General features: G+C 74.9%; 18 protein-coding genes, 7 tRNA genes and 1 pseudogene. 11 read left to right on the top strand and 15 right to left on the bottom strand.

Annotated features, from left to right (window positions below; genetic code table 11):
* Positions 1-39: 39 nt before the first annotated feature.
* On the bottom strand, positions 40-1,260 hold the full coding sequence (locus tag OTB16_RS24120) for a hypothetical protein (protein WP_267722809.1): 1,221 nt from the start codon (positions 1,258-1,260) through the stop codon (positions 40-42).
* A complete protein-coding gene (locus OTB16_RS24115; RefSeq protein ID WP_267722807.1) occupies positions 1,260-1,862 on the bottom strand; it encodes a DUF4365 domain-containing protein in 603 nt (200 codons plus the stop codon). The genes OTB16_RS24120 and OTB16_RS24115 overlap by 1 nt, the downstream gene beginning before the upstream one ends.
* Before the next feature lie 239 nt (positions 1,863-2,101).
* On the opposite strand from OTB16_RS24115, the gene OTB16_RS24110 reads away from it, so the two are divergent.
* The gene (locus OTB16_RS24110) at positions 2,102-2,827 is read left to right on the top strand and encodes a 3'-5' exonuclease (RefSeq protein ID WP_267722805.1); all 726 of its coding nucleotides are present in this window, start codon (positions 2,102-2,104) and stop codon (positions 2,825-2,827) included.
* Positions 2,828-2,946: 119 nt separating this feature from the next.
* Here the strand turns inward: OTB16_RS24110 and OTB16_RS24105 are convergent.
* Positions 2,947-3,021, bottom strand: a tRNA-Val gene (locus tag OTB16_RS24105).
* Between the two features lie 38 nt (positions 3,022-3,059).
* Positions 3,060-3,548: an SRPBCC family protein gene (locus OTB16_RS24100; protein WP_267722804.1), complete on the bottom strand. Its 489-nt coding sequence runs from the start codon at positions 3,546-3,548 to the stop codon at positions 3,060-3,062.
* A gap of 124 nt (positions 3,549-3,672) precedes the next feature.
* Here OTB16_RS24100 and OTB16_RS24095 point away from each other — a divergent pair, with 124 nt between their 5' ends.
* Positions 3,673-6,075, top strand: coding sequence for an SCO7613 C-terminal domain-containing membrane protein (locus OTB16_RS24095; RefSeq protein ID WP_267722802.1), 2,403 nt, complete (start codon positions 3,673-3,675; stop codon positions 6,073-6,075).
* 92 nt (positions 6,076-6,167) lie between these two features.
* Here OTB16_RS24095 and OTB16_RS24090 read toward each other — a convergent pair.
* Positions 6,168-6,239 (bottom strand) — tRNA-Val (locus OTB16_RS24090).
* Between the two features lie 46 nt (positions 6,240-6,285).
* On the bottom strand, positions 6,286-6,771 hold the full coding sequence (locus tag OTB16_RS24085; protein WP_267722801.1) for a TIGR02611 family protein: 486 nt from the start codon (positions 6,769-6,771) through the stop codon (positions 6,286-6,288).
* Positions 6,772-6,948: 177 nt separating this feature from the next.
* Here OTB16_RS24085 and OTB16_RS24080 point away from each other — a divergent pair, with 177 nt between their 5' ends.
* Both OTB16_RS24080 and OTB16_RS24075 read left to right on the top strand, forming a co-directional pair.
* Positions 6,949-7,362 (top strand): SsgA family sporulation/cell division regulator, encoded by a 414-nt coding sequence (locus OTB16_RS24080; RefSeq protein WP_030011909.1) that lies wholly within the window; start codon positions 6,949-6,951, stop codon positions 7,360-7,362.
* Between the two features lie 233 nt (positions 7,363-7,595).
* Entirely contained in the window at positions 7,596-8,216 is a 621-nt protein-coding gene (locus OTB16_RS24075; protein ID WP_267722780.1) for a CGNR zinc finger domain-containing protein, read from the top strand.
* A 202-nt stretch (positions 8,217-8,418) separates the two neighbouring features.
* On the opposite strand, the gene OTB16_RS24070 is transcribed toward OTB16_RS24075, so the two are convergent.
* The gene (locus OTB16_RS24070; RefSeq protein WP_267722778.1) at positions 8,419-8,871 is read right to left on the bottom strand and encodes a hypothetical protein; all 453 of its coding nucleotides are present in this window, start codon (positions 8,869-8,871) and stop codon (positions 8,419-8,421) included.
* A gap of 175 nt (positions 8,872-9,046) precedes the next feature.
* Here OTB16_RS24070 and OTB16_RS24065 point away from each other — a divergent pair, with 175 nt between their 5' ends.
* The gene (locus OTB16_RS24065; RefSeq protein ID WP_267722776.1) at positions 9,047-9,547 is read left to right on the top strand and encodes a DsbA family protein; all 501 of its coding nucleotides are present in this window, start codon (positions 9,047-9,049) and stop codon (positions 9,545-9,547) included.
* Positions 9,548-9,568: 21 nt separating this feature from the next.
* Here the strand turns inward: OTB16_RS24065 and OTB16_RS24060 are convergent, their stop codons facing one another.
* From OTB16_RS24060 to OTB16_RS24050, 3 genes are read right to left on the bottom strand one after another with little or no spacing between them, the layout of a single operon-like run.
* Positions 9,569-10,411 carry a GNAT family N-acetyltransferase gene (locus OTB16_RS24060; RefSeq protein WP_267722775.1) on the bottom strand — a complete coding sequence of 281 codons (843 nt, stop codon included), beginning with the start codon at positions 10,409-10,411 and terminating at the stop codon, positions 9,569-9,571.
* Between the two features lie 58 nt (positions 10,412-10,469).
* Positions 10,470-11,294 (bottom strand): aminotransferase class IV, encoded by an 825-nt coding sequence (locus OTB16_RS24055; RefSeq protein ID WP_267722774.1) that lies wholly within the window; start codon positions 11,292-11,294, stop codon positions 10,470-10,472.
* Between the two features lie 16 nt (positions 11,295-11,310).
* Positions 11,311-12,375, bottom strand: coding sequence for a chorismate-binding protein (locus OTB16_RS24050; protein WP_267722772.1), 1,065 nt, complete (start codon positions 12,373-12,375; stop codon positions 11,311-11,313).
* Positions 12,376-12,555: 180 nt separating this feature from the next.
* On the opposite strand from OTB16_RS24050, the gene OTB16_RS24045 reads away from it, so the two are divergent.
* From OTB16_RS24045 to OTB16_RS24025, 5 genes are all read left to right on the top strand, one after another.
* A tRNA-Gly gene (locus OTB16_RS24045) sits at positions 12,556-12,628 on the top strand.
* A 39-nt stretch (positions 12,629-12,667) separates the two neighbouring features.
* Positions 12,668-12,741, top strand: a tRNA-Cys gene (locus OTB16_RS24040).
* Between the two features lies 1 nt (position 12,742).
* Positions 12,743-12,814 (top strand) — tRNA-Val (locus OTB16_RS24035).
* 19 nt (positions 12,815-12,833) lie between these two features.
* Positions 12,834-12,905 (top strand) — tRNA-Val (locus tag OTB16_RS24030).
* A 62-nt stretch (positions 12,906-12,967) separates the two neighbouring features.
* Positions 12,968-13,039: transfer RNA gene (locus tag OTB16_RS24025), tRNA-Val, on the top strand.
* A gap of 57 nt (positions 13,040-13,096) precedes the next feature.
* Here the strand turns inward: OTB16_RS24025 and OTB16_RS24020 are convergent.
* From OTB16_RS24020 to OTB16_RS24010, 3 genes are all read right to left on the bottom strand, one after another.
* Positions 13,097-13,399 carry a TFIIB-type zinc ribbon-containing protein gene (locus OTB16_RS24020; RefSeq protein WP_267722771.1) on the bottom strand — a complete coding sequence of 101 codons (303 nt, stop codon included), beginning with the start codon at positions 13,397-13,399 and terminating at the stop codon, positions 13,097-13,099.
* A 67-nt stretch (positions 13,400-13,466) separates the two neighbouring features.
* Entirely contained in the window at positions 13,467-14,414 is a 948-nt protein-coding gene (locus OTB16_RS24015) for a phosphotransferase (protein ID WP_420717785.1), read from the bottom strand.
* 292 nt (positions 14,415-14,706) lie between these two features.
* Entirely contained in the window at positions 14,707-14,892 is a 186-nt protein-coding gene (locus tag OTB16_RS24010) for a hypothetical protein (RefSeq protein ID WP_125597167.1), read from the bottom strand.
* A 550-nt stretch (positions 14,893-15,442) separates the two neighbouring features.
* Between OTB16_RS24010 and OTB16_RS24005 the strand changes: the two are divergent.
* Positions 15,443-16,673 (top strand): annotated as a pseudogene (locus OTB16_RS24005) (serine/threonine-protein kinase); the annotation flags it as partial.
* A 57-nt stretch (positions 16,674-16,730) separates the two neighbouring features.
* Here the strand turns inward: OTB16_RS24005 and OTB16_RS24000 are convergent.
* Together OTB16_RS24000 and cobA are read right to left on the bottom strand one after the other, a co-directional pair.
* Complete coding sequence (locus tag OTB16_RS24000) at positions 16,731-17,549, bottom strand: TrmH family RNA methyltransferase (protein WP_267722769.1); 819 nt, start codon at positions 17,547-17,549, stop codon at positions 16,731-16,733.
* Positions 17,550-17,673: 124 nt separating this feature from the next.
* Positions 17,674-18,942: a uroporphyrinogen-III C-methyltransferase gene (cobA, locus tag OTB16_RS23995; protein WP_267722768.1), complete on the bottom strand. Its 1,269-nt coding sequence runs from the start codon at positions 18,940-18,942 to the stop codon at positions 17,674-17,676.
* Positions 18,943-19,081: the final 139 nt, after the last annotated feature.

The following is a 19,081-nucleotide window of genomic DNA, read 5'->3' as shown; positions in this document are numbered from 1 at the left end:
GCGGCCGCTCCCGCCCGGGTCGGCGCCCCGGCCGGACGCCTACGCGTCCCCCGGCAGCGCGTCCGGCTCGTCGAACGCCCCGTCCAGCGACTTCAGCAGCCGGTCCCGCTCGACCTCGTCCAGCGGCACCGGCACGACCTCCGCCGCGTCCGTCAGCCGCCGGAAGCCGCCCCGCCGCTGGAGCCGCCCGCCGACCCTGACGGGCAGCCCCGCCAGGTGGGCGTGGACCGCCACCCCGTACGCCTCCTCCTCCAGCGCCACCCGTACGTACGGGACGTCCGCCCCGGCGAGGATCCGCAGCCGTACGGTCCCCCCGCCCCCGGGGGCCGAGCGCCGCATCCGCACCACCGCGCCGGTGACGCTGACCTGGACGGCCGGTTCGTCCCGGGTGTAGCGGGCGGCGGCCTCGCGCAGCACCGGGAGGTCGCCGGGCGAGAACTCCACCGGTTCCGGCCGCGCCGCGCACCCGGCCGGAACCCCGGCCGCCGGCGCCCAGGCCAGCGCGATCCGGGCCCCCTCGGTGCCCCGGACCAGCGCGATCAGCGCGTCGGCGAGCTCCCGGCTGGCCCCGGCCGCCACGGCCGCGTCGAAGGCCTCCATGCCGCCGGCGGCCCGCCGGTAGTCCACGGCCTCGCGGGTCGCGTGCAGGGCGTGGTGGAGCCGGGTCACCAGGCCCCGCCCGCCGTCCACGGGGACGTACGCGGTGAGCCGCCGGGCCCCGGGAGCCGGGCCCACCAGGACGCCGTCCAGGGCCCGTTCGGCCTTCGCGCGGTGCCGGGCGCCGTAGTAGCCGGCCCGCGCCCGGTCCGCCAAGGCCCCGGCCAGCAGGAGCCGGCGGGCGGCCGAGCGGAGCTGTTCCTGCGCCGTCCACGCCGCCTCGGACCGCAGCCCGTACGGGCCGGGCGGGCTCTCCCGGTCCCAGCGGACCTCGTCGCTCGGCACGCTCAGCCCGTAGAGCACCTCCCGCGCGGAGGGCGCCGCGCTGCGCGAGAGCGCGGTGAGCGCCTCCTCCAGCAGGTCGCCGCAGTCGGGGAAGGCCCGGCTCTCCGGGACGAGGAGGCTGGCGCCGGACCCGCCCGCGGGCGGGGTCCAGCGCCCGTAGCGGCCGGCGGCCCCGCCCCGGCGCAGCCAGCCGTGCCGGCGCAGCAGGGCGCCGAGCACCACCGGGTCGACCTGCGCGGGATCGGGTGCGGCGGGGTGCGCGAGGTCCGCGTAGCGCGTGGACGGCAGCGGTTCGAGGTTCGGCGAGTGCCGGTGCATCAAGGTGTCCCTCCCGACCCGACCCGGGTCATGATCTCGCACAGCGCCCGGTCGTCGAAGATCCGCGTGGTCGGGATCCGGACGGTGGTCCGGCGCCGGCCGGTCACGGGGTGCCCGGCGAGATTGGTCCAGTAGCAGCAGTGCCTCAGGTCGAGCCGGTCGTGCCCGGCGGCGAGCCACTGGTCGCGCTCCCGCGGGACGAGCATCACGACGAGGATCTTGTGGACGGCGACCGGGGTGCGGGCCAGCTTCACCAGGTGCTCGTTGTCGAGGGTGAAGGAGAAGGTGGGCCCGGCCGGTCTGGGCGGTATCTGGTACGTCGCCTTGAGCTGCACCTTGACGGTGACCTCGTCGTCGACGACGTGCTCGGGGGCGCCGTGGCTGACGTGCCAGTCGATGCCGTTGTCCGGGAAGGGCTGGGACAGCGAGCATCCGGCCGCCGCGGCGACGGCGTGCAGGTAGCCCACCTGGAGGGTCTCCATGCAGGCGGTGGTGGCGAGTGTGCCGCGCAGCGGTCCGGTCCGCGGCTCGCCCGGCGTACCGGTCCGCGCATCGATCTGCCCCGCCAGCACCCCGCCCTGGTCGGGCTGTGCGAGCGCCATGGCCGGCTCCCCGTGCCTTCCGGCTCCGCGGTGGGTGGTGGGTGGTGGGTGGTGGGTGAGGTGACGGCCGGTCATGTGCACGGCCCCCCAGGGTTGTTGTCTCCGCAGTCGGGTCCCCGCAAACGGCGTACGGGGCAAACAGCCCGGGTATCACCGAAGCGGGCAAGGGTGGCACGTCCGGAGGCGGAGGCGCCCGGGTGCGTGCGCCCCATCTGCCGACCGGGGACGAGGAGTTCGCCATGACACGCTGGTACGAGGGCCCGCTGGCCTCATTCGACACCGAGACGACCGGGGTGGACGTCGAGCAGGACCGGATCGTGTCCGCCGCGCTCGTCGTGCAGGAGTGCGCGGGCGGCCGGGTACGCTCCACCCGGTGGCTCGTCAATCCCGGCATCCCGGTGCCCGCGGGCGCCACGGAGGTGCACGGGCTCACCGACGAGCACCTCCAGCGGCACGGACGCTGGCCCGCGCCGGTGGTGGAGGAGATAGCCCGCGCGCTCGGGGAGCAGCAGGTGGCGGGCCGGCCGGTGGTGGTGATGAACGCGCCGTTCGATCTGACGCTGCTGGACCGGGAGTTGCGCCGACACCGGGCGTCCTCGCTGTCGCGGTACCTGGACAACCGGCCGCTGACGGTGCTGGATCCGCGGGTGCTGGACAAGCACCTGGACCGGTACCGCAAGGGCCGCCGGACGCTGACCGACCTGTGCGCGCACTACGGGATAGAGCTGGAGGCCGCGCACGACGCGGCCGCGGACGCGATGGCCTCGCTGGAGCTCGTACGGGCGGTGGGCCGCCGGTTCGCGGGGCGGCTGGAGCGGCTGAGCCCGGCTGAGCTGCACACGCTCCAGCAGGTGTGGCACGCGGCGCAGGCGCGCGGCCTCCAGGCGTGGTTCGCGCGGCAGGGCACGCCGGAGTCGGTCGATCCGCACTGGCCGCTGCGGCCGGACCTGTCGACGGCGGCGTAGGAGGCGGCCCGGAACGCCGAAAGGTCCCTCCCCCGATGGGGAAGGGACCTGCGACGTACTCCGTCAAGATCCTGCTCGGGGGCCTGTGTTCGGCCCCGCTGTTCGAGCCGGGTCATGCGTGGTGGGCGATACTGGGATCGAACCAGTGACCCCTTCGGTGTGAACGAAGTGCTCTCCCGCTGAGCTAATCGCCCGGGAACGGACTGAACAATACAGAAGGCCCGGGGCTGGTTCAAACCGCTTCGGGGAGCGCCGCCAGCCGGGCCGCCAGACCGCGCTGTCCCGCCCGCATCATCAGCGCGTGGTTCAGCTGGAACACGGGCCGCCCGGGGAGCGCGAGCCGCCGCATCAGCGGCCGCCGCACCTCGACCTCCTGCTCGTACAGCGCGCGGCTGCGTCCGCCGCCCGCCGCGCCCCGCGCCCGTACGGTCCAGCGCGCCCAGCCCTCGATGTCGCCGCGCAGCGCCACCTCCAGGACGCCCCGGCCGGGATCGCGCAACAGCTCGGTGGCCGTGACGTGCAGGGCGTACGGGAGGACCGAGCGGACCAGCGCGGTGCCGGTGCGGTCGTCGACGGGCCGGACCCGGCGTATCTGCGGCCACCACGCCGGGTACTCGCCGGGCTGCTCCAGCACGGCGTAGACGCGGGCGGGCGGCGCGTCGAGGTCCCACACGCTGCGGAAGCGGTAGCGGCTCCAACGGTCCCAGCTGTTCAGGTCCATGGAGGCAGTCTGGCCCGCGCGGCGCCCCCTCATCCCCGTTTCGCCGGTATCGGGGCGGTACTCAGACGCGTCTGAGTACGCACGCCCATGTGCCGGCGGCGTGACCGGCACCACACTGCGAACCATGAACACGTCTCCGCCGCCGGCCGAAGAGCTGGCGCTCATCGACCACGAGCTGGTCCGACTCGACGCCCGGCGCCTCTACTTGCTGGGCCGCCGGGACTGGCTGCTTCGGCTGCTGTACTCCCCCGCTCCGGCCGGCGCGCCCGGCTGGGGCCCGGCTCCCGGCCGCGCTCCGGCGGCGGGCACGCCGGGTATCGCGGGCACCTCGTCCACGAAGGACGCGTCGGCGCCGAGCGCGCAGAACGTGCTGCTGACCCTGGGCGCGGTCCTGCTGGCGGTGGCCGCGCTGGCCTTCACGCTGGTCAGCTGGGGGTCCCTGGGGATCGCCGGGCGTTCGGCGGTGCTGGCCGTGGTGACGGCGGCGGCGCTGGCCGCGCCGGTCATCCTGCTGCGCCGGGGGCTGCGCTCGACGGCCGAGTCGGTGGCCGCGCTGGGGCTGCTGCTGACGGTGCTGGACGCGTACGCCCTGTCCGCGGTGGCCGCGGCGGGCCTCGACGGCACCGCGTACGCGGCGGGGGCCGCCGCCTCGCTGGCGGCGCTCTGGGCCGGGTACGGCTCCGCCCTGGCGCGCCGGGGGCTGCCGGGGCTGCGCCTGCCGCTGCCGGCGGCGGTCCTGGCGGCGCAACTGCCGCTCCCGCTGGCCGTGCTGGCCGCGGACGGCGGCCCGGTCGCGGTCGGCTGGGCGCTGCTGGCGACGGCGGCGCTGGACGCGGCCCTGACCCTGCGCGCCCGGTCGGCCGCGGTGGGGACGCGGGTTCTGCCGGCGGTGCTGGCCGCGCTCCTGGGTTCGGGGGCGCTGCTGCTCGGTACGGCCGCCTCCTGGTCGGCGGCCTCGCCCGGCGGCGCGGTGGCTCCGGCGGCGCTGCTGCTGGCGGGTGCGGCCCTCGGGGTGGCGGCGGCCTGGCGGGAGCCGCGGGCCGCGGCGGCCGCGGCGGCGGGCGGTGTCGCCTGGACGGTGGCGGTCGGCGGGCCGGCGCTTGCGGCCCTGGACACGGGCTGGGCGGTGGCGGCGCACCTGCTGGTGGCGCTGCCGCTGGTGGCATCCGTACGCGTCCGCGCGCTGCCGGCGGCGGTCCGGCGCGGGTCGGCCTGGGCCGGGGCCGGGGTGGCCGCCCTGGGGGCGTTGTGGGCCTGGGGGGCGGTGGCTTCGGCGCTGGCGGCGCCGGTCGCGGTGCTGGACGAGGTGTGGTCGGGGACGACGCCCGGCTGGAGCCCGTACGCCCCGGGGGCGTCGGCCCCGGTGGTCCTGCTGCTGGCGGCGGGGGCGGCCTGGTGGCTGTCCCGGACGCTCTCGCGGCCGGAACCTGCGGTGGCGGCGGTGGTCGCGGCCTGGTCGGGGCTGTTCGCGGCGCCGGTACTGCTCGGCTTCGCGCCGGCGGCGGTGTTCGCGGCGCAGCTGGCGGTGACGGGGGCGGCCGGGTTCCTGGCGCTGCGCTCCCCGGGGCGGTCCGTCCCGATCGCGGCGGGCGTGTGCGCGCTGGGCGGCGCCGTGAACGTGTCCCTGGGCGCGCTGGACGGCCGCGCGGCCACCTTCGCGGTCTGGGGCCTGCTGGGCGCGGGCTGCGCCGCGGGAGCGGCGTACGGGCGCGCTCCGCGGTGGGCCCGGTCGACGGCGGCCGGGTGCGCGGTCGGGTACGCCGCGGGGCTGGTGGTGGCGGCGGCCGCGGCCTCCGGCCTGGCGGTGGCCTGGTGGGGTCTGCCGGTGCTCGCGGTCCCGGCGGCGGTGGCCGCGCTCGGACCGCGCCTGGGACCCGTACGGGTGCCCGCGGAGGCCGCGGCGGGGGCGGCCGGGGTCCTGGCGGTGGCCCTGGCGGCCCCGCGGCCCGGGACGCTGGCGCTGGTCCTGGCGCTGGCCGGGGTGGTCTGCGCGGGCGCGGCGGTGCGCCCGGAGCGGCGCGCCCTGGGCTGGGCGGCGGGCGCGCTGTTCGCGGCGGCGACCTGGGTGCGGCTGGCCTCGGACGGGGTCACCGCGCCGGAGGCGTACACGCTGCCGGTGACGCTGCCCGCGCTCGCGGTGGGGTTCCTGCGGCGCCGCAAGGACCCGGAGGCCTCGTCCTGGACGGCGTACGGCCCGGGGCTGGCGGCGACGCTGCTGCCGAGCTTGCTGGCGGCCTGGGCGGACACGGGCTGGCAGCGCCCCCTGCTGCTGGGCCTGGCTTCCCTGGCCCTGACCCTGGCGGGCGCCCGCCGCGGCCTGCAGGCCCCGCTGCTCCTGGGCGGCGCCGTACTGGCGGCGGTGGCGCTGCACGAGCTGGCCCCGTACGTGGCGCAGGTCGCGGGGGCCCTGCCCCGCTGGCTCCCGCCGGCACTGGCGGGCCTGCTGCTGCTGGTGGTGGGGGCCACGTACGAGAGGCGGCTGGCGGACGCCCGGCGCCTGCGCGAGACGATCGGGCGCCTGCGCTGACAGCGGGCGGGCGCCGGGGGCCGCAGGCGCGGAGAACCGGGGGAACGCCAGAGGCCCGGAGACTGTGAAAGTCTCCGGGCCTCTGGTCCGGGTGGGCGATACTGGGTTCGAACCAGTGACCCCTTCGGTGTGAACGAAGTGCTCTCCCACTGAGCTAATCGCCCGGACGCACCGCAAACATTACCGCATGTCAGCGGTGCTCCCCGACCATCACTGGTCCTTGATGTCCCAGGGCAGGACGAGCCCGTACTTCCACAGGTAGAAGCCGATGAGCGCGCCGGCGATGACGAGGCCCGCGCTGGTCAGGATGATGTTGCGGCGGCGCACCTTGGGGTCGAGCGCCTTCTGGGCCGCCTCGGTGACCTTGCGCTTGGTCCAGCGCAGGACGAGGTGGGCCCAGGCGAACTCGGTGGCCCAGATCGCCAGCCCCGCGAAGATCGCCACCCAGCCCGGGCCGGGCAGGACGAGCATGGCGACGCCCGCGCCGATGACGGCGAGGCCGACGACGAAGACGCCGACCTGCCAGCTCAGGTGCAGGCTCCGCCGGGCCTTGATGAAGGCGGGCGCCTTGGAGACGTGCGGCGCCTTTTCTGCGGCGGCGGCCTCCGCCGCTCCGGCGGTCGGCGCGTCCGGTGCGGATCCTGCTGCGGCCCCTGCTGCGGACTCGTTGGTCTCGCGGTCACTCCCCGTATTCATGGCATCGAATCTACCCGAGCCGGATGCACACGTGAATGCGGGTTTGGATCCGCCGTACGAGGGACCCAGAGGTCCGCAAAACGGTCAGAGGGGTTTACAACGGCACCGTAGGTGGCATGTCGATTTCGCCGACGTGCGAATCCCCGAGCGCACACTGAGCGAAAGGCCCTGGCGCTTATGAACACCACGGTCAGCTGCGAGCTGCACCTGCGCCTCGTTGTGTCGAGCGAGTCCTCACTGCCTGTTCCCGCGGGCCTGCGGTATGACACGGCCGACCCCTACGCCGTGCACGCCACCTTCCACACCGGCGCCGAGGAGACGGTCGAATGGGTATTCGCCCGCGACCTCCTCGCGGAGGGCCTCCACCGGCCCACCGGTACCGGCGACGTCCGCGTCTGGCCGTCCCGCAGCCACGGTCAGGGCGTCGTCTGCATCGCCCTGAGCTCACCGGAGGGAGAAGCACTGCTCGAAGCACCCGCCCGAGCACTCGAGTCGTTCCTCAAGCGGACGGACGCCGCGGTTCCGCCAGGAACCGAACACCGGCACTTCGACCTCGACAAGGAGCTCTCCCACATCCTGGCCGAAAGCTGAGCCAGGCCTACGACCGCCCGGCACCGTCCGACTCGGGGCGACGGTGTGGGCCGGACAACCACATACGCGAGTGCCGGCGCTGTTCCCGCGGAAGCCAACCACGGGGACGGCGCCGGTGCGCGTGGGGACGGCCGCGCCGGTGCGCTTGGGGACGGTCCCGGGAGGGGACCCGCTAGAGTCGGCCACCAGCGGCGGCGGCCCGTCGTCGCAGGCTCCGTCCCCAAGGGAGACCCGTGCAGATCCCCCACGACACCCGTCGCGCGCTCGATGTCGTCGTCGCCCTGGTGAACACCACGGCCGAGGCCGACCAGCCCGACGGGCTCGCGGAGATCGGCGCGCTGCGCGGTTTCGTCCGGGACTACTCGATCAGCGACGTGGGCGAGCTGAGCGCCCGCGACCTGGCGGGCGTCCGGGCCGTGCGCGGCAAGTTCGCCCAGGTCTTCGCGGCACCGACCTCCCGCGCGGCCTCCGTGCTGATCAACGAGCTCGTGGCGACCGCCGGCACCACGCCGCAGCTGACCGACCACGACGGCTACGACTGGCACGTCCACTACTTCGCGCCGGGCGCGTCGCTGGGCGACCACCTCGCGGCCGACGGCGGGATGGCCCTGGCCTTCATCGTGGTCTCGGGCGAGCAGGAACGGCTGCGCCGCTGCGAGGCACCCGACTGCCGGCGCGCCTTCGTGGATCTCTCCAGGAACCGCTCGCGGCGCTACTGCGACAGCCGCACCTGCGGGAACCGGCTGCACGTGGCGGCGTACCGGGCCCGGCGCAAGGAAGCGGACGCCGAGGTCTCAGAGCACGAACAGGTCGTGCACGGCGGCAAGCAGCAGCAGGGTTCCGATCACCCCTAGGAAGATCATCAGGGGTGGCTGGGAGAGCGCGAAGAGGCAGCCCCGCGGCTCCTCCGCGACGGGGGCGGGGACCGGTGCGGGAACCGACGGCTCACTGTGCGGTGTATCGAGCATGTCGGGGCGATGATGGCGCAGCCGACGGCCGCCCACCCCTCAACACGCCAACATCCGCTCGGTAGTTCGCCCGATCTCGTGGAACCGTTCAGATGCCGTGCTTCTTCAGGATGGCCTCGATGTCGGAGAAGTCGTCCCCCGCGGCGGCCTGCGGACGCTGCCGCCCGGCGGACTGGGGGCGGGCCGCGGTCCCGGCGCCGAGCGACGGTTCGGAGGCGGCGGGTGCGACCGCTTCCCGGGTCGGGGCGCCCTTGACCGGCTTGGCCGGCTTGGCGGCCTTCCCGAGGCCCCGGCGCTCCACCACGCGGGTGGTGGCAAAAAGCAGCCAGGCGAGCCCGAGCACCCCGAAACCGGCCCACACGGCCGGCTTGAACACCACCTCGGTCGCCCACTGCACGACGCCCGTCATCACCAGCCCGACCGGGACCAGCGCGTACGCGGCGATCCGGGTGGCCGTAAGGAAGCGCCGGCGGTAGGCCGTAAGCGCGGCAATGCCCAGTCCCGCCACCGACGCCGCGGAACAGATGGTCTCGGCAAGCATGCGGCCCTCCGGCTCTCGGTGACGGGCGATCCGTACCCGTCCATCGTGCACCGGCCGGCCCCGTACGGGCCAGGTCGGCGGCTGCGCACGGCGCGATCTCCGGGACATCTCCGGGTCGGGCCTCCTCCCCAGGTGCCGGTCGGAGGGGGTCCGCGGGGGCTGGGAGACTGTCCCCATGACCGATTCCGTGATCCTCGACGTCTGGTGCGAACTGCAGTGCCCGGACTGCCACGCCGCCCTGGACGACGTACGCGCCCTGCGGGCCCGCTACGGCGACCGGCTGGACATCCGGCTGCGCCACTTCCCCCTGGAGAAGCACAAGCACTCCTTCGCCGCGGCCCAGGCCGCCGAGGAGGCCGTGGAGCAGGGGCAGGGCTGGCCGTACGCCGAGGCGGTCCTGGCGCGGACCGCCGAGCTGGCCCGGGACGGCGAGTCGGTGCTGCTGGACGTGGCGCGTGAACTCGGCCTCGACGTCGAGGAGTTCGACACCGCGCTGATCGACGGGCGGCACATCCTGATCGTCGACGCCGACCAGGCCGAGGGCAAGGCGATCGGCGTGAGTGGCACACCGACGTACGAGATCGGCGGCGAGCGCCTCGACGGCGGCAAGAGCCAGGACGGACTGCGGGCCCGCATCGAGGAGATCGCCGACCGCCTTCTGGCCGCGACGGCCTGAGCCGTCACGGCCGCGGCGGCTCTACACCAGCGCCTTGATGGCGTTCACGGCCGTGTCCCGGTAGCCGAGCGACTCGTAGAGGCGGCGGGCAGGGATGTTGCCCTCGACGACGTGCAGGCCCAGGTTCCGGGCGCCCGCCGCGAGGGCGGTGCGCTCGGCCAGCAGCATCAGGGCCCGCCCGTGGCCCTTGCGCCGGTGCTCGGCCGCGACGTCCACGTCCCACACGTACGGGATCGCGCCGAACCCGGCGACCTCCAGGTCCCCGAGCCACAGGGTGCCCAGGACGCCGCCCTCCGGCGCCTCCAGCAGGAGGAAGTCCGCACCGGGCGTCTCCCGGCCGGCCGGCAGCATCCGGGCGTGCTCCGCGCGGGACGCGGCCAGGCCCTGCTCGGGGGTCGTGCCCGGGGTCGTGAGGTGGTGGGCGTACTCCCCGACGGCCCGTTCCAGCCAGTCGTCGAACTCGGCACCGTCCATCGGGCGCCCCCGGCCCCCCGCCGGCAGCTCGGGCGGCTCGGCCGGCAGGTCCTTGACCATGACCCGGCCGGTCACCTGGTAGCCGAGCGCGTCCGCCAGCCGCCGCGCGCGCTCCGCGCCGACCGGGACCGACACGGCGATGCTGTCGCAAGCCCAGGCGCGCAGCACCTCCTCGGCGGCGAGCGCGGCGACGGTGCCGCGCCCGCGCCGCCGGTCCGGTTCCTCGATCCACAGGTTCCGGATCACCCCGACCCCGGGCTGCGCGGCGGACCGGGTGGCCAGTTCGAGGCTGCCGACGCGGCGGCTGTTCACCCGGACCTCGTAGGTCCGCGAGCGGGTGCCGTCGCTGTTCTGCTGGAGCGGCGCGGTCGGCCGCAGGGTGGTGGTCATCCCCCGAGTTCTACCCGCCCGGCGGCCGCGAAGACAGGGCCGGGTCCCCGCGCTCCGGTCAGACCGGGTCGGGGTCGGCGGCGGCGCGGGCCGCGAAGGTCCGCATGGCCTCGGCGGTGACCGGGCCCGGAGCGGCGGCGGTCTCCCGGCCGTCGACGCGCACCACGCCCTGGACGTCGCGCAGCGAGGAGGTCAGGAAGACCTCCTCGGCCCGTTCCAGCACGTCGAACGGCAGGTCGGTCTCCTTGGCCCCGGCCCACTCGACGACGAGCGCGCGGGTGATGCCGGCCAGGCAGCCGGAGGCCACGGGCGGGGTGTGCAGCTCCCCGTCGAGCACGACGAACACGTTGGAGCCGGTGCCCTCGCAGAGCCGGCCGACGGTGTTGGCGAGGAGGGCCTCGGAGGCGCCGGCCCGGTGGGCGGCGGCGAGGGCGACGACGTTCTCCGCGTAGGAGGTGGTCTTCAGGCCGGTGACGCCGGAGCGTTCGTTGCGGACCCAGGGCACGGTGACGACGGCGGTGGTGGCCGCGTGCGGGTCGCTGGCGGCGACGGCCGCGATCAGGGTGGGCGCGGCGTCGCCGCGGTCGGAGCCGAGCGGGGAGACGCCGCCGGTGTAGGTGACGCGCAGCCGGCCGAGGGGCATCGGGTTGGCCTCGACGACGGCGGCGCAGGCCCGGCGCACCTCGTCGAGGTCGGGGTCGGGCAGGCCGAGACCGCGGGCCGAGCGGGTCAGCCGCTCCAGGTGGCGGGTGAGCGCGAAGGGCTCGCCGCGGCGCACCTTGAGCGTCTCGAAGACGCCGTCCCCCACCGTCAGCCCGTGGTCGAACACGGACACCCGCGCGCCGTCCGCGTCCCGCAGCGCTCCGTCGAGCCAGATCTTCACCGTACGGTTCCTCCGCTCATGCCTTCGTCCCATGGGTACCGGTCGCCTCATGGGTACCCGACGCTACCCGCAGCAGCCGGGCGGCCTTCAGCTCGGTCTCGGCCCACTCCCGGTCCGGGTCGGAGCCCCAGGTGATGCCGGCGCCGGTACCGAAGCGCAGGCGGGGGCCGCCGGGCACCTCGCGGTCGATCCAGAAGGTGCGAATGCCTACGGCGAGCTCGGCGGTGCCCTGGTCGGCGTCTACCCAGCCGATGCCGCCGCAGTACGGGCCGCGCGGGGCGGTCTCCAGGGCCTCGATGATCCGCAGGGCGGAGGATTTGGGGGCGCCGGTGACGGAGCCGGGCGGGAAGGTGGCCGCGAGCAGCTCCGGCCAGCCGGCGCCGTCCGCGAGCTCTCCGCTGACGGTGGAGACGAGGTGCACCAGGCCCGGGTGCTCCTCGACGGCGCACAGCTCAGGAACGGTGACCGACCCCGTGGCGCAGACGCGGCCGAGGTCGTTGCGGACGAGGTCCACGATCATCACGTTCTCGGCGTGGTCCTTGGGAAGCAGGTCGGCGGCGGTGCGGCCGGTCCCCTTGATGGGGCCGGAGTCGACGCGGCGGCCGGTGCGGCGCAGGTAGAGCTCCGGGGAGGCGGTGGCGATCTCGACGCCGTGCGCGCGGAGGCGAATCGTTCCTGCAAAGGGCGCGGGGTTCCCGCGGGCGAGCAGTGCGGTGAGGGCGTCGACATCGGCCCCGGCCGGGTCGGGCAGCGGCGCGGACATCACCCGGCACAGGTTGGCCTGGTAGACCTCTCCGGCGGCGATGTGCTCCCGGATGCGGCGCACCCCGGAGACGTACGCGGCCCGGTCGAGCGAGGAGGACCACGCGTCGGCGTCGGGGCCGCGCCATGCGCCGGGGACGGGCGCGGGCACCGGATCGGGACGCACGTCACCGAAGCGCGCGCAGACGAGCCGCCCTTCGAAATCGGCCGCGACCGCCCAGAACCCGGTCGAGTCCAGGGCCGCGGGATCACTGGTGACGTCGCGGAGGTCGGTCGCGAGGAGGCCGCCGAAGCGGGCGAGGGGAGGCAGGTCGTGCACGGCTGCGAGTCTATGACCGGTTACGCGGCGGCGCCGGTGAGGTGAGCGCGAGGTGACCGGTGGTGACCGAGCGGCAGCACGCTGCGGAAACGCGTTTTTGAGCTGGCCCGGGAATCCGCTAGAGTTCAACTCGTCGCCAGGGAGCGAAGGGGTAACACCCCGGAGCGAACACGGTGACCTGCGGACGTAGCTCAGTTGGTAGAGCACCACCTTGCCAAGGTGGATGTCGCGAGTTCGAGTCTCGTCGTCCGCTCGAAGTGGGGGATCTTCCCGAGAACCCCTGCGGCTCCATGGTGGAGTGGCCGAGAGGCGAGGCAACGGCCTGCAAAGCCGTCTACACGGGTTCAAATCCCGTCTCCACCTCCAAGGACGATTAGCTCAGCGGGAGAGCGCTTCCCTGACACGGAAGAGGTCACTGGTTCAATCCCAGTATCGTCCACTGGTCCGTGAGGACCCCCGCGCGATTAGCTCAGCGGGAGAGCGCTTCCCTGACACGGAAGAGGTCACTGGTTCAATCCCAGTATCGCGCACGCAGTACCACGCATCATCTGCACGACCTGTCTGACCTGCGGCTTTCAAGCCGTGGACCCCCGCGCGATTAGCTCAGCGGGAGAGCGCTTCCCTGACACGGAAGAGGTCACTGGTTCAATCCCAGTATCGCGCACCGCCCGGAAGCCCCGGCCGTTTCGACGGCCGGGGCTTTCGCGTGCTCGGCCCTCGATCAGGAGGAGAAGAGCATCCGGCCGAAGCCGCCCTTGTGGTGGCCGTGGCGGCCGTGGCCTCCGTGCTGCGGGGCGCCCCAGGCGGGCGCCGGGGCCGCGTGCTGACCCGGGTAGGGGGCGGGCGGCGGGGGCGGCGGGGCCTGGCCGTACGGGGCCTGGGCCGTGTACTGGGACTCCAGCCGGGTCAGCGCCTCCAGCTCGCCGTAGTCGAGGAAGATGCCGCGGCAGCCACTGCACTGCTCTATCTGGAGACCGTTGCGGTTGTAGGTGTGCATCAACGCGTGACACTTCGGACACTGCATGACCGGATCAGCTCCTCGTCGTCGGACGGCCGCCACCGTACGCATGCCCGGTGCCGGGAGGCTCACCCTACGACGGGGCCGCGGACTCCAAGTCGGCCGGGAGGGAAGCCATTCGGTCGCAGGCGTCCACCATCAGCCGCTCGACCTCGTCGAGTCCGCGGCGGCCCTCGGCCGCCTTGACCAGGGCGCGGGCCGCCGTCTGTACGGTCAGCGCGCGGGCGGCGGCGTCGAGTTGTGGCCACGGGTCGGAGCCGGGCGGGCCGGCGGCCGGGCCTCCCGCGCCCCGGTACGCGTCGAGGAAGCGCGGCCAGGCCTCGGCGTCGAGGATGCCTGCGGCGTACCAGGCCGCCGGGCGGGCGAGGTCCCAGGCCGGGGCGCCGAGGCCCAGGTCGTCCACGTCGATCAGCAGCCAGGGGCCCTCCGGGGCCGGGTACCGGACGAGTTGGCCGAGGTGCAGGTCCCCGTGGCACAGCACCCCGCCGGGCGGGGGCGCGGCCTCGACCCGGGTCCAGGCGGGCAGGGTGCGGGCTGCGGCCCGTACGGCGGCGGCCTCCGGCGCGGACCCGGCCGGCGTGTGCGCGGGGTGCGTCCGGGACAGGCCGCGCAGCGCGCGGGCGAGTTTGGCCGGGCCGCGCATCGGGGGGACCGGGCCGGGAAGGGCGCCGAGGGGGGTCGAGTGCAGGGCGGCCAGGAGCCGGCCGGCCGCCTCCCAGGGGGCGTCCTCGGGCCGCCGCGGGTCCACGGGGAGGCCGTACGGCCACAGGGAGGCGGGCCGCCCGTTCACGGAGCCGGTGCGCAGCGGGGGCAGCAGCACTCCGGCCAGCGCCCCGGCTCCGGCGATCCGTACGCGGTGCGCCAGGGCGTCCCGGTCGCTGTCTCCGGCGTGCGCCTTGGCCACGGTGTCCCCGCAGCGCACGACGGTCCCGTCGGGCCGGTCGGCGAGGAGGGCGTACGGCAGCGGGTGGCCGTCGCGGGCCCAGGCCGCGAGGTCGGCGGGCAGCGTCGCGGCGCTCACGCCCCGAACCGCCCGTCGCGGGTGACCGTGCCCGCCGGGACGTCCCGGCGGGCGGGCGGCCGGGGGCCGTCGTCGCGGAGCATCCGGGTCCCCCTTCTTCCGACTGGAGGACGAGGATACGGCCGCTTCCGCGGGGGATGAGCCGGGGGATGAGAAAGGGTGCTGCCCGTCCGGCTCCCCAGCCGTACGGGCAGCACCCTTCACCTGCCGTCCGTCGTCGCGCCCCCGTCCCCACGGGGTTCGACCGGATGATGTCCCGGTCCGGGCCGCTCTCCCGGACCCGGGGCGCCGCTCAGCGCCCCAGCATCACACCCACGGACGACGCCTGTGCCGCCACCTGCTCGAAGCCTCCGAAGAGGAACAGCAGGAGGGCGGCCAGGGGAAGGACCATGGCCGCGGCCACCAGCGGGTGGCGCGTACCGGACTCATGGCCGTTGAACGCGAAAGCCTTGCGTCCCTGCCGTGCGATGTCCGCCATGGTCCTCTCCCTGTCGTTTGGCAGCGGCGGGCTCGTGACCTCGTGGGACGAGTTCTCCGCCGGCCGCTTGTCTCAACACTAGGCGGGCGGAAGGGTCCTGACCTCATGCCCTCGTACCCATTGGCGGGCCTCCAGGAGGATGACGGGGACTACCCCGTGTACTCCTCTGGGTGGAGACGCGTCACCCCGAGTCGGGGTCTTCCCGGAGGGGATGACCGGAGGGTAGTGACTTCTCTCACTTCCGTCACTCCCTGTTCACGCGTGTCCGTCCACCGGCTCCCGGGAAGATCCACTCGGGTGCGGGCGGCCCGCAGCCTCACCGAACCGGGTCGAACCACCCGCCGGAACCCCAATCCCCTTGATCCAAGGGCGGTTTGGAACCGCGGCGCAGTCGGCCTCCGCGGTTCCGCGCCGGCACTGAAAGACCCTCAAGTGTGCTGTGGCGCACTGACGATCGAATCCCGCGGCGAGGGCGCGGCCTCTGAGCGCGCATGCCGGATGGTCCGTAAGCTGTGCCACGTCAACAGGACGACCGGTCAGCGGGGTGGACATGGCGATGATGCGGCTCCGGCGCGAGGACCCGCGTGTCGTCGGCTCGTTCAGACTGCACCGGCGGCTCGGTGCCGGCGGCATGGGCGTGGTCTACCTGGGATCGGACCGGCGCGGTCAGCGCGTCGCCCTCAAGGTCATCCGGCCGGACCTGGCCGAGGACCAGGAGTTCCGCTCGCGGTTCGCCCGCGAGGTGTCCGCGGCCCGGCGCATCCGGGGCGGCTGTACCGCGCGCCTGGTCGCCGCGGACCTGGAGGCCGAGCGGCCCTGGTTCGCCACGCAGTACGTCCCCGGTCCCTCCCTCCACGACAAGGTCGCCGAGGAGGGCCCGCTCACGGCCGTGCAGATCGCCGCCATCGGCGCCGCGCTCTCCGAGGGGCTGGTCGCCGTGCACGAGGCCGGGGTCGTCCACCGGGACCTCAAGCCCTCGAACATCCTCCTCTCCCCCAAGGGCCCGCGGATCATCGACTTCGGGATCGCCTGGGCCACCGGGGCCAGCACCCTCACCCATGTGGGTACGGCTGTCGGCTCCCCCGGGTTCCTCGCGCCGGAGCAGGTGCGGGGCGCCGCCGTCACCCCCGCGACGGACGTGTTCGCGCTCGGCGCCACCCTCGCCTACGCCGCGACCGCCGACTCGCCCTTCGGGCACGGCAGTTCCGAGGTCATGCTGTACCGCGTGGTGCACGAGGAGCCGCACCTGGTGGGAGTCCCGGACGCGCTCGCACCTCTCGTACAGGCCTGCCTCGCCAAGGACCCCGAGGAACGGCCGAGCACGCTGCAGCTGTCGATGCGGCTCAAGGAGATCGCCGCCCGCGAGGCGCAGGGGCTGCCCGACGGCCGGCCCCCGGCGCAGCGCGGCCGCGCGGAGCGGCCGACCGGCCGGCTCGCCGAGACCCCGTACGCGGAACAGCGCACGGAGCGCCGTACCGGCGGTTCCACCGCGCCCCGGGCCCAGGGCGGGCCGCAGAGCGGTCCGCAGTCGCGGCCCTCGTCCTCCCGCAACCCGGGCGGCCCGTCCTCCCGGCCCACCGCGGGGCGCACGGGCGGCCGTCCGGCCCCGCGGACGACCGGGGCGGGACGGCGGCCGTCGCGGCCGGACCCGAAGCTGATGCGGCAGCGGCTGATCGTCTTCGTCGTGGTGACGCTGATCGTGGCGCTGGGCATCGCGCTGGCGCAGAAGCTGTAGGACCGGCGCGGGCCGCGGCCTTCGGGGAGTGCCGCCGGGCGCCCGAAGGCCGCGGGGCGCGACGCCGGGTGCCCCGGGCCGGGCGGGACTCCCGGAACAGGTGCTACGCGTCCTTGCGGCCCTGGGCCACCGCGTAGAAGGCGACGGCGGCGGCCGCGCCGACGTTCAGCGAGTCCACGCCGTGCGCCATCGGGATGCGTACCCATTCGTCGGCCGCGACGAGGGCCTGCGTGGACAGGCCGTCGCCCTCGGCGCCCAGCATCAGCGCGACCCGGTCCAGGGACTGCGGGGCGGCCACGTCGATGGGCGAGGCCTTCTGGTGCGGGGTGAGCGCGAGGAGCTTGAAGCCCGCCTCGCGGACGGAGTCCAGGCTCTTGGGCCAGGCCTCCAGGCGGGCGTACGGGACGGAGAACACCGCGCCCATGGAGACCTTCACCGAGCGCCGGTACAGCGGGTCGGCGCAGTCGGGCGACAGCAGGACCGCGTCCATGCCGAGGGCGGCGGCGCTGCGGAAGATGGCCCCGATGTTGGTGTGGTCGTTGACCGCTTCCATGACGACCACGCGGCGGGCGGTGGTGAGCAGTTCCGCGGCCGTGGGCAGCGGCTTGCGCTGCATGGAGGCGAGGGCACCGCGGTGCACGTGGTAGCCGGTGACGCGTTCGGCGAGCTCGGGGCTGACGGCGTAGACCGGCGCCGGGAGCTCGTCGATGACGTCGCGCATGACGTCGACCCACTTGGCGGAGAGGAGCATGGAGCGCATCTCGTAGCCGGCGTCCTTGGCGCGTCTGATGACCTTCTCGCCCTCGGCGATGAACAGCCCTTCGGCGGGCTCGCGCCTGCGCCGGAGTTCGACGTCGGTCAGGCCCGTGTAGTCGCGCAGGCGCGGGTCGTCGGGGTCCTCGACGGTGATGAGATCAGCCACAGGGTGATACTGCCTTGTCCTGGGTGCGGTGCCAACGGCCTGTCAGGGGCCGGTGGTGGAGCCGGTGGTGGGAGGCGTTGGCGCCGGGTGTGGGGGCGGGCGTGGTTCCGGCCGTTCCGGTGGCTCAGGCGGTTCCGGCGGGTCCGGTGGCTCCGGTGGCTCCGGTGGCTCCGGTGGCTCCGGTGGCTCCGACGCGGACCACCTCGCCGATGACGATGACCGCGGGCGGGCGGATCCCCTCGGCGCGTACGGTCTCGCCGACGGTGCGCAGGGTGGCGTCGACGCGGCGCTGGGTGGCGGTCGTGCCCTCCTGGACGACAGCGACCGGCGTCTCGGCGGAGCGGCCGTGCCGGACGAGGGCCTCGGCGATCAGGCCGATCTTGTCGACCCCCATGAGGATCACCAGGGTGCCGGTGAGCTTGGCGAGGGAGGCCCAGTCCACCAGCGAGCGCGGGTCGTCGGGTCCGACGTGACCGCTCACCACGGTGAACTCGTGGGCGACGCCCCGGTGGGTGACCGGGATGCCGGCGGCGCCGGGCACCGAGATGGAGCTGGAGATGCCGGGGACGACGGTGCAGGCGATGCCGGCCTCGGCGAGGGCCTGCAGCTCCTCCATGCCGCGTCCGAAGACGTACGGGTCCCCGCCCTTGAGCCGGACCACGGCCTTGCCGGCCCTGGCGTGCTCGATCAGGGCGTTGTTGATGGCCTCCTGGGCCATGAACCGGCCGTACGGGATCTTCGCGGCGTCGATGACCTCGACGTGCGGGGCGAGCTCGTCGAGCAGGTCGCGGGGGCCCAGCCGGTCGGCGATGACGACGTCGGCCTCGGCGAGGAGGCGGCGGCCGCGCACGGTGATCAGGTCGGGGTCGCCGGGGCCGCCGCCGACGAGGGAGACGCCGGGGGCCGACTTGTGCCGGTGCCCGCGGGCGGCGAGCGTTCCCTCGCGCAGGCCCTCGACGATCGCGTCGCGGACGGCGGCGGAGCGGCGGGGGTCGTTGCCGGTCAGCACGGCGACGGTGACGCCGTCGGTGCGGCCGGTGGCGGGGGTCCAGGCGGTGGCGGCGGAGGCGTCGTCGGCGCGCACGCACCAGACCCGCTCGCGCTCGGCCTCGGCGGAGGCGCGCTCGTTGTCCTCGCGGTTCTGCGTCGCGATCAGGGCGTACCAGGCTCCGGCGAGGTCACCGTCCTGGTAGCGGCGGCGCTCCCAGCGGATCTCGCCGGTCCCGGCCATGGCGTCCACGGAGGGGGTCGCGGACGGGGAGATCAGCAGGACGTCCGCGCCCGCCGCGATGAGCGCGGGGAGGCGGCGCTGGGCGACCTGGCCGCCGCCGATGACGACGACACGGCGGCCGGCCAGGCGGAGACCTACGGGGTAGGCGGGGGTGTCGGCCATGGCGGTTGCGGCTCCTGGTGCGGCGGTGGATCGACTGGGCCGCTGCTGCGCTGGAGCGGCTGGGTTGACGTGCGGTTTCGGGTGTCCGGGTCCACGATACGACCCGCCGGGCCGGGGGGGCGGGCGGGTCGTATCGTGG

This window comes from Streptomyces antarcticus, from assembly GCF_026627255.1.
Classification (GTDB): domain Bacteria; phylum Actinomycetota; class Actinomycetes; order Streptomycetales; family Streptomycetaceae; genus Streptomyces; species Streptomyces antarcticus.
This window is presented reverse-complemented; position numbering and strand designations above follow the sequence as displayed.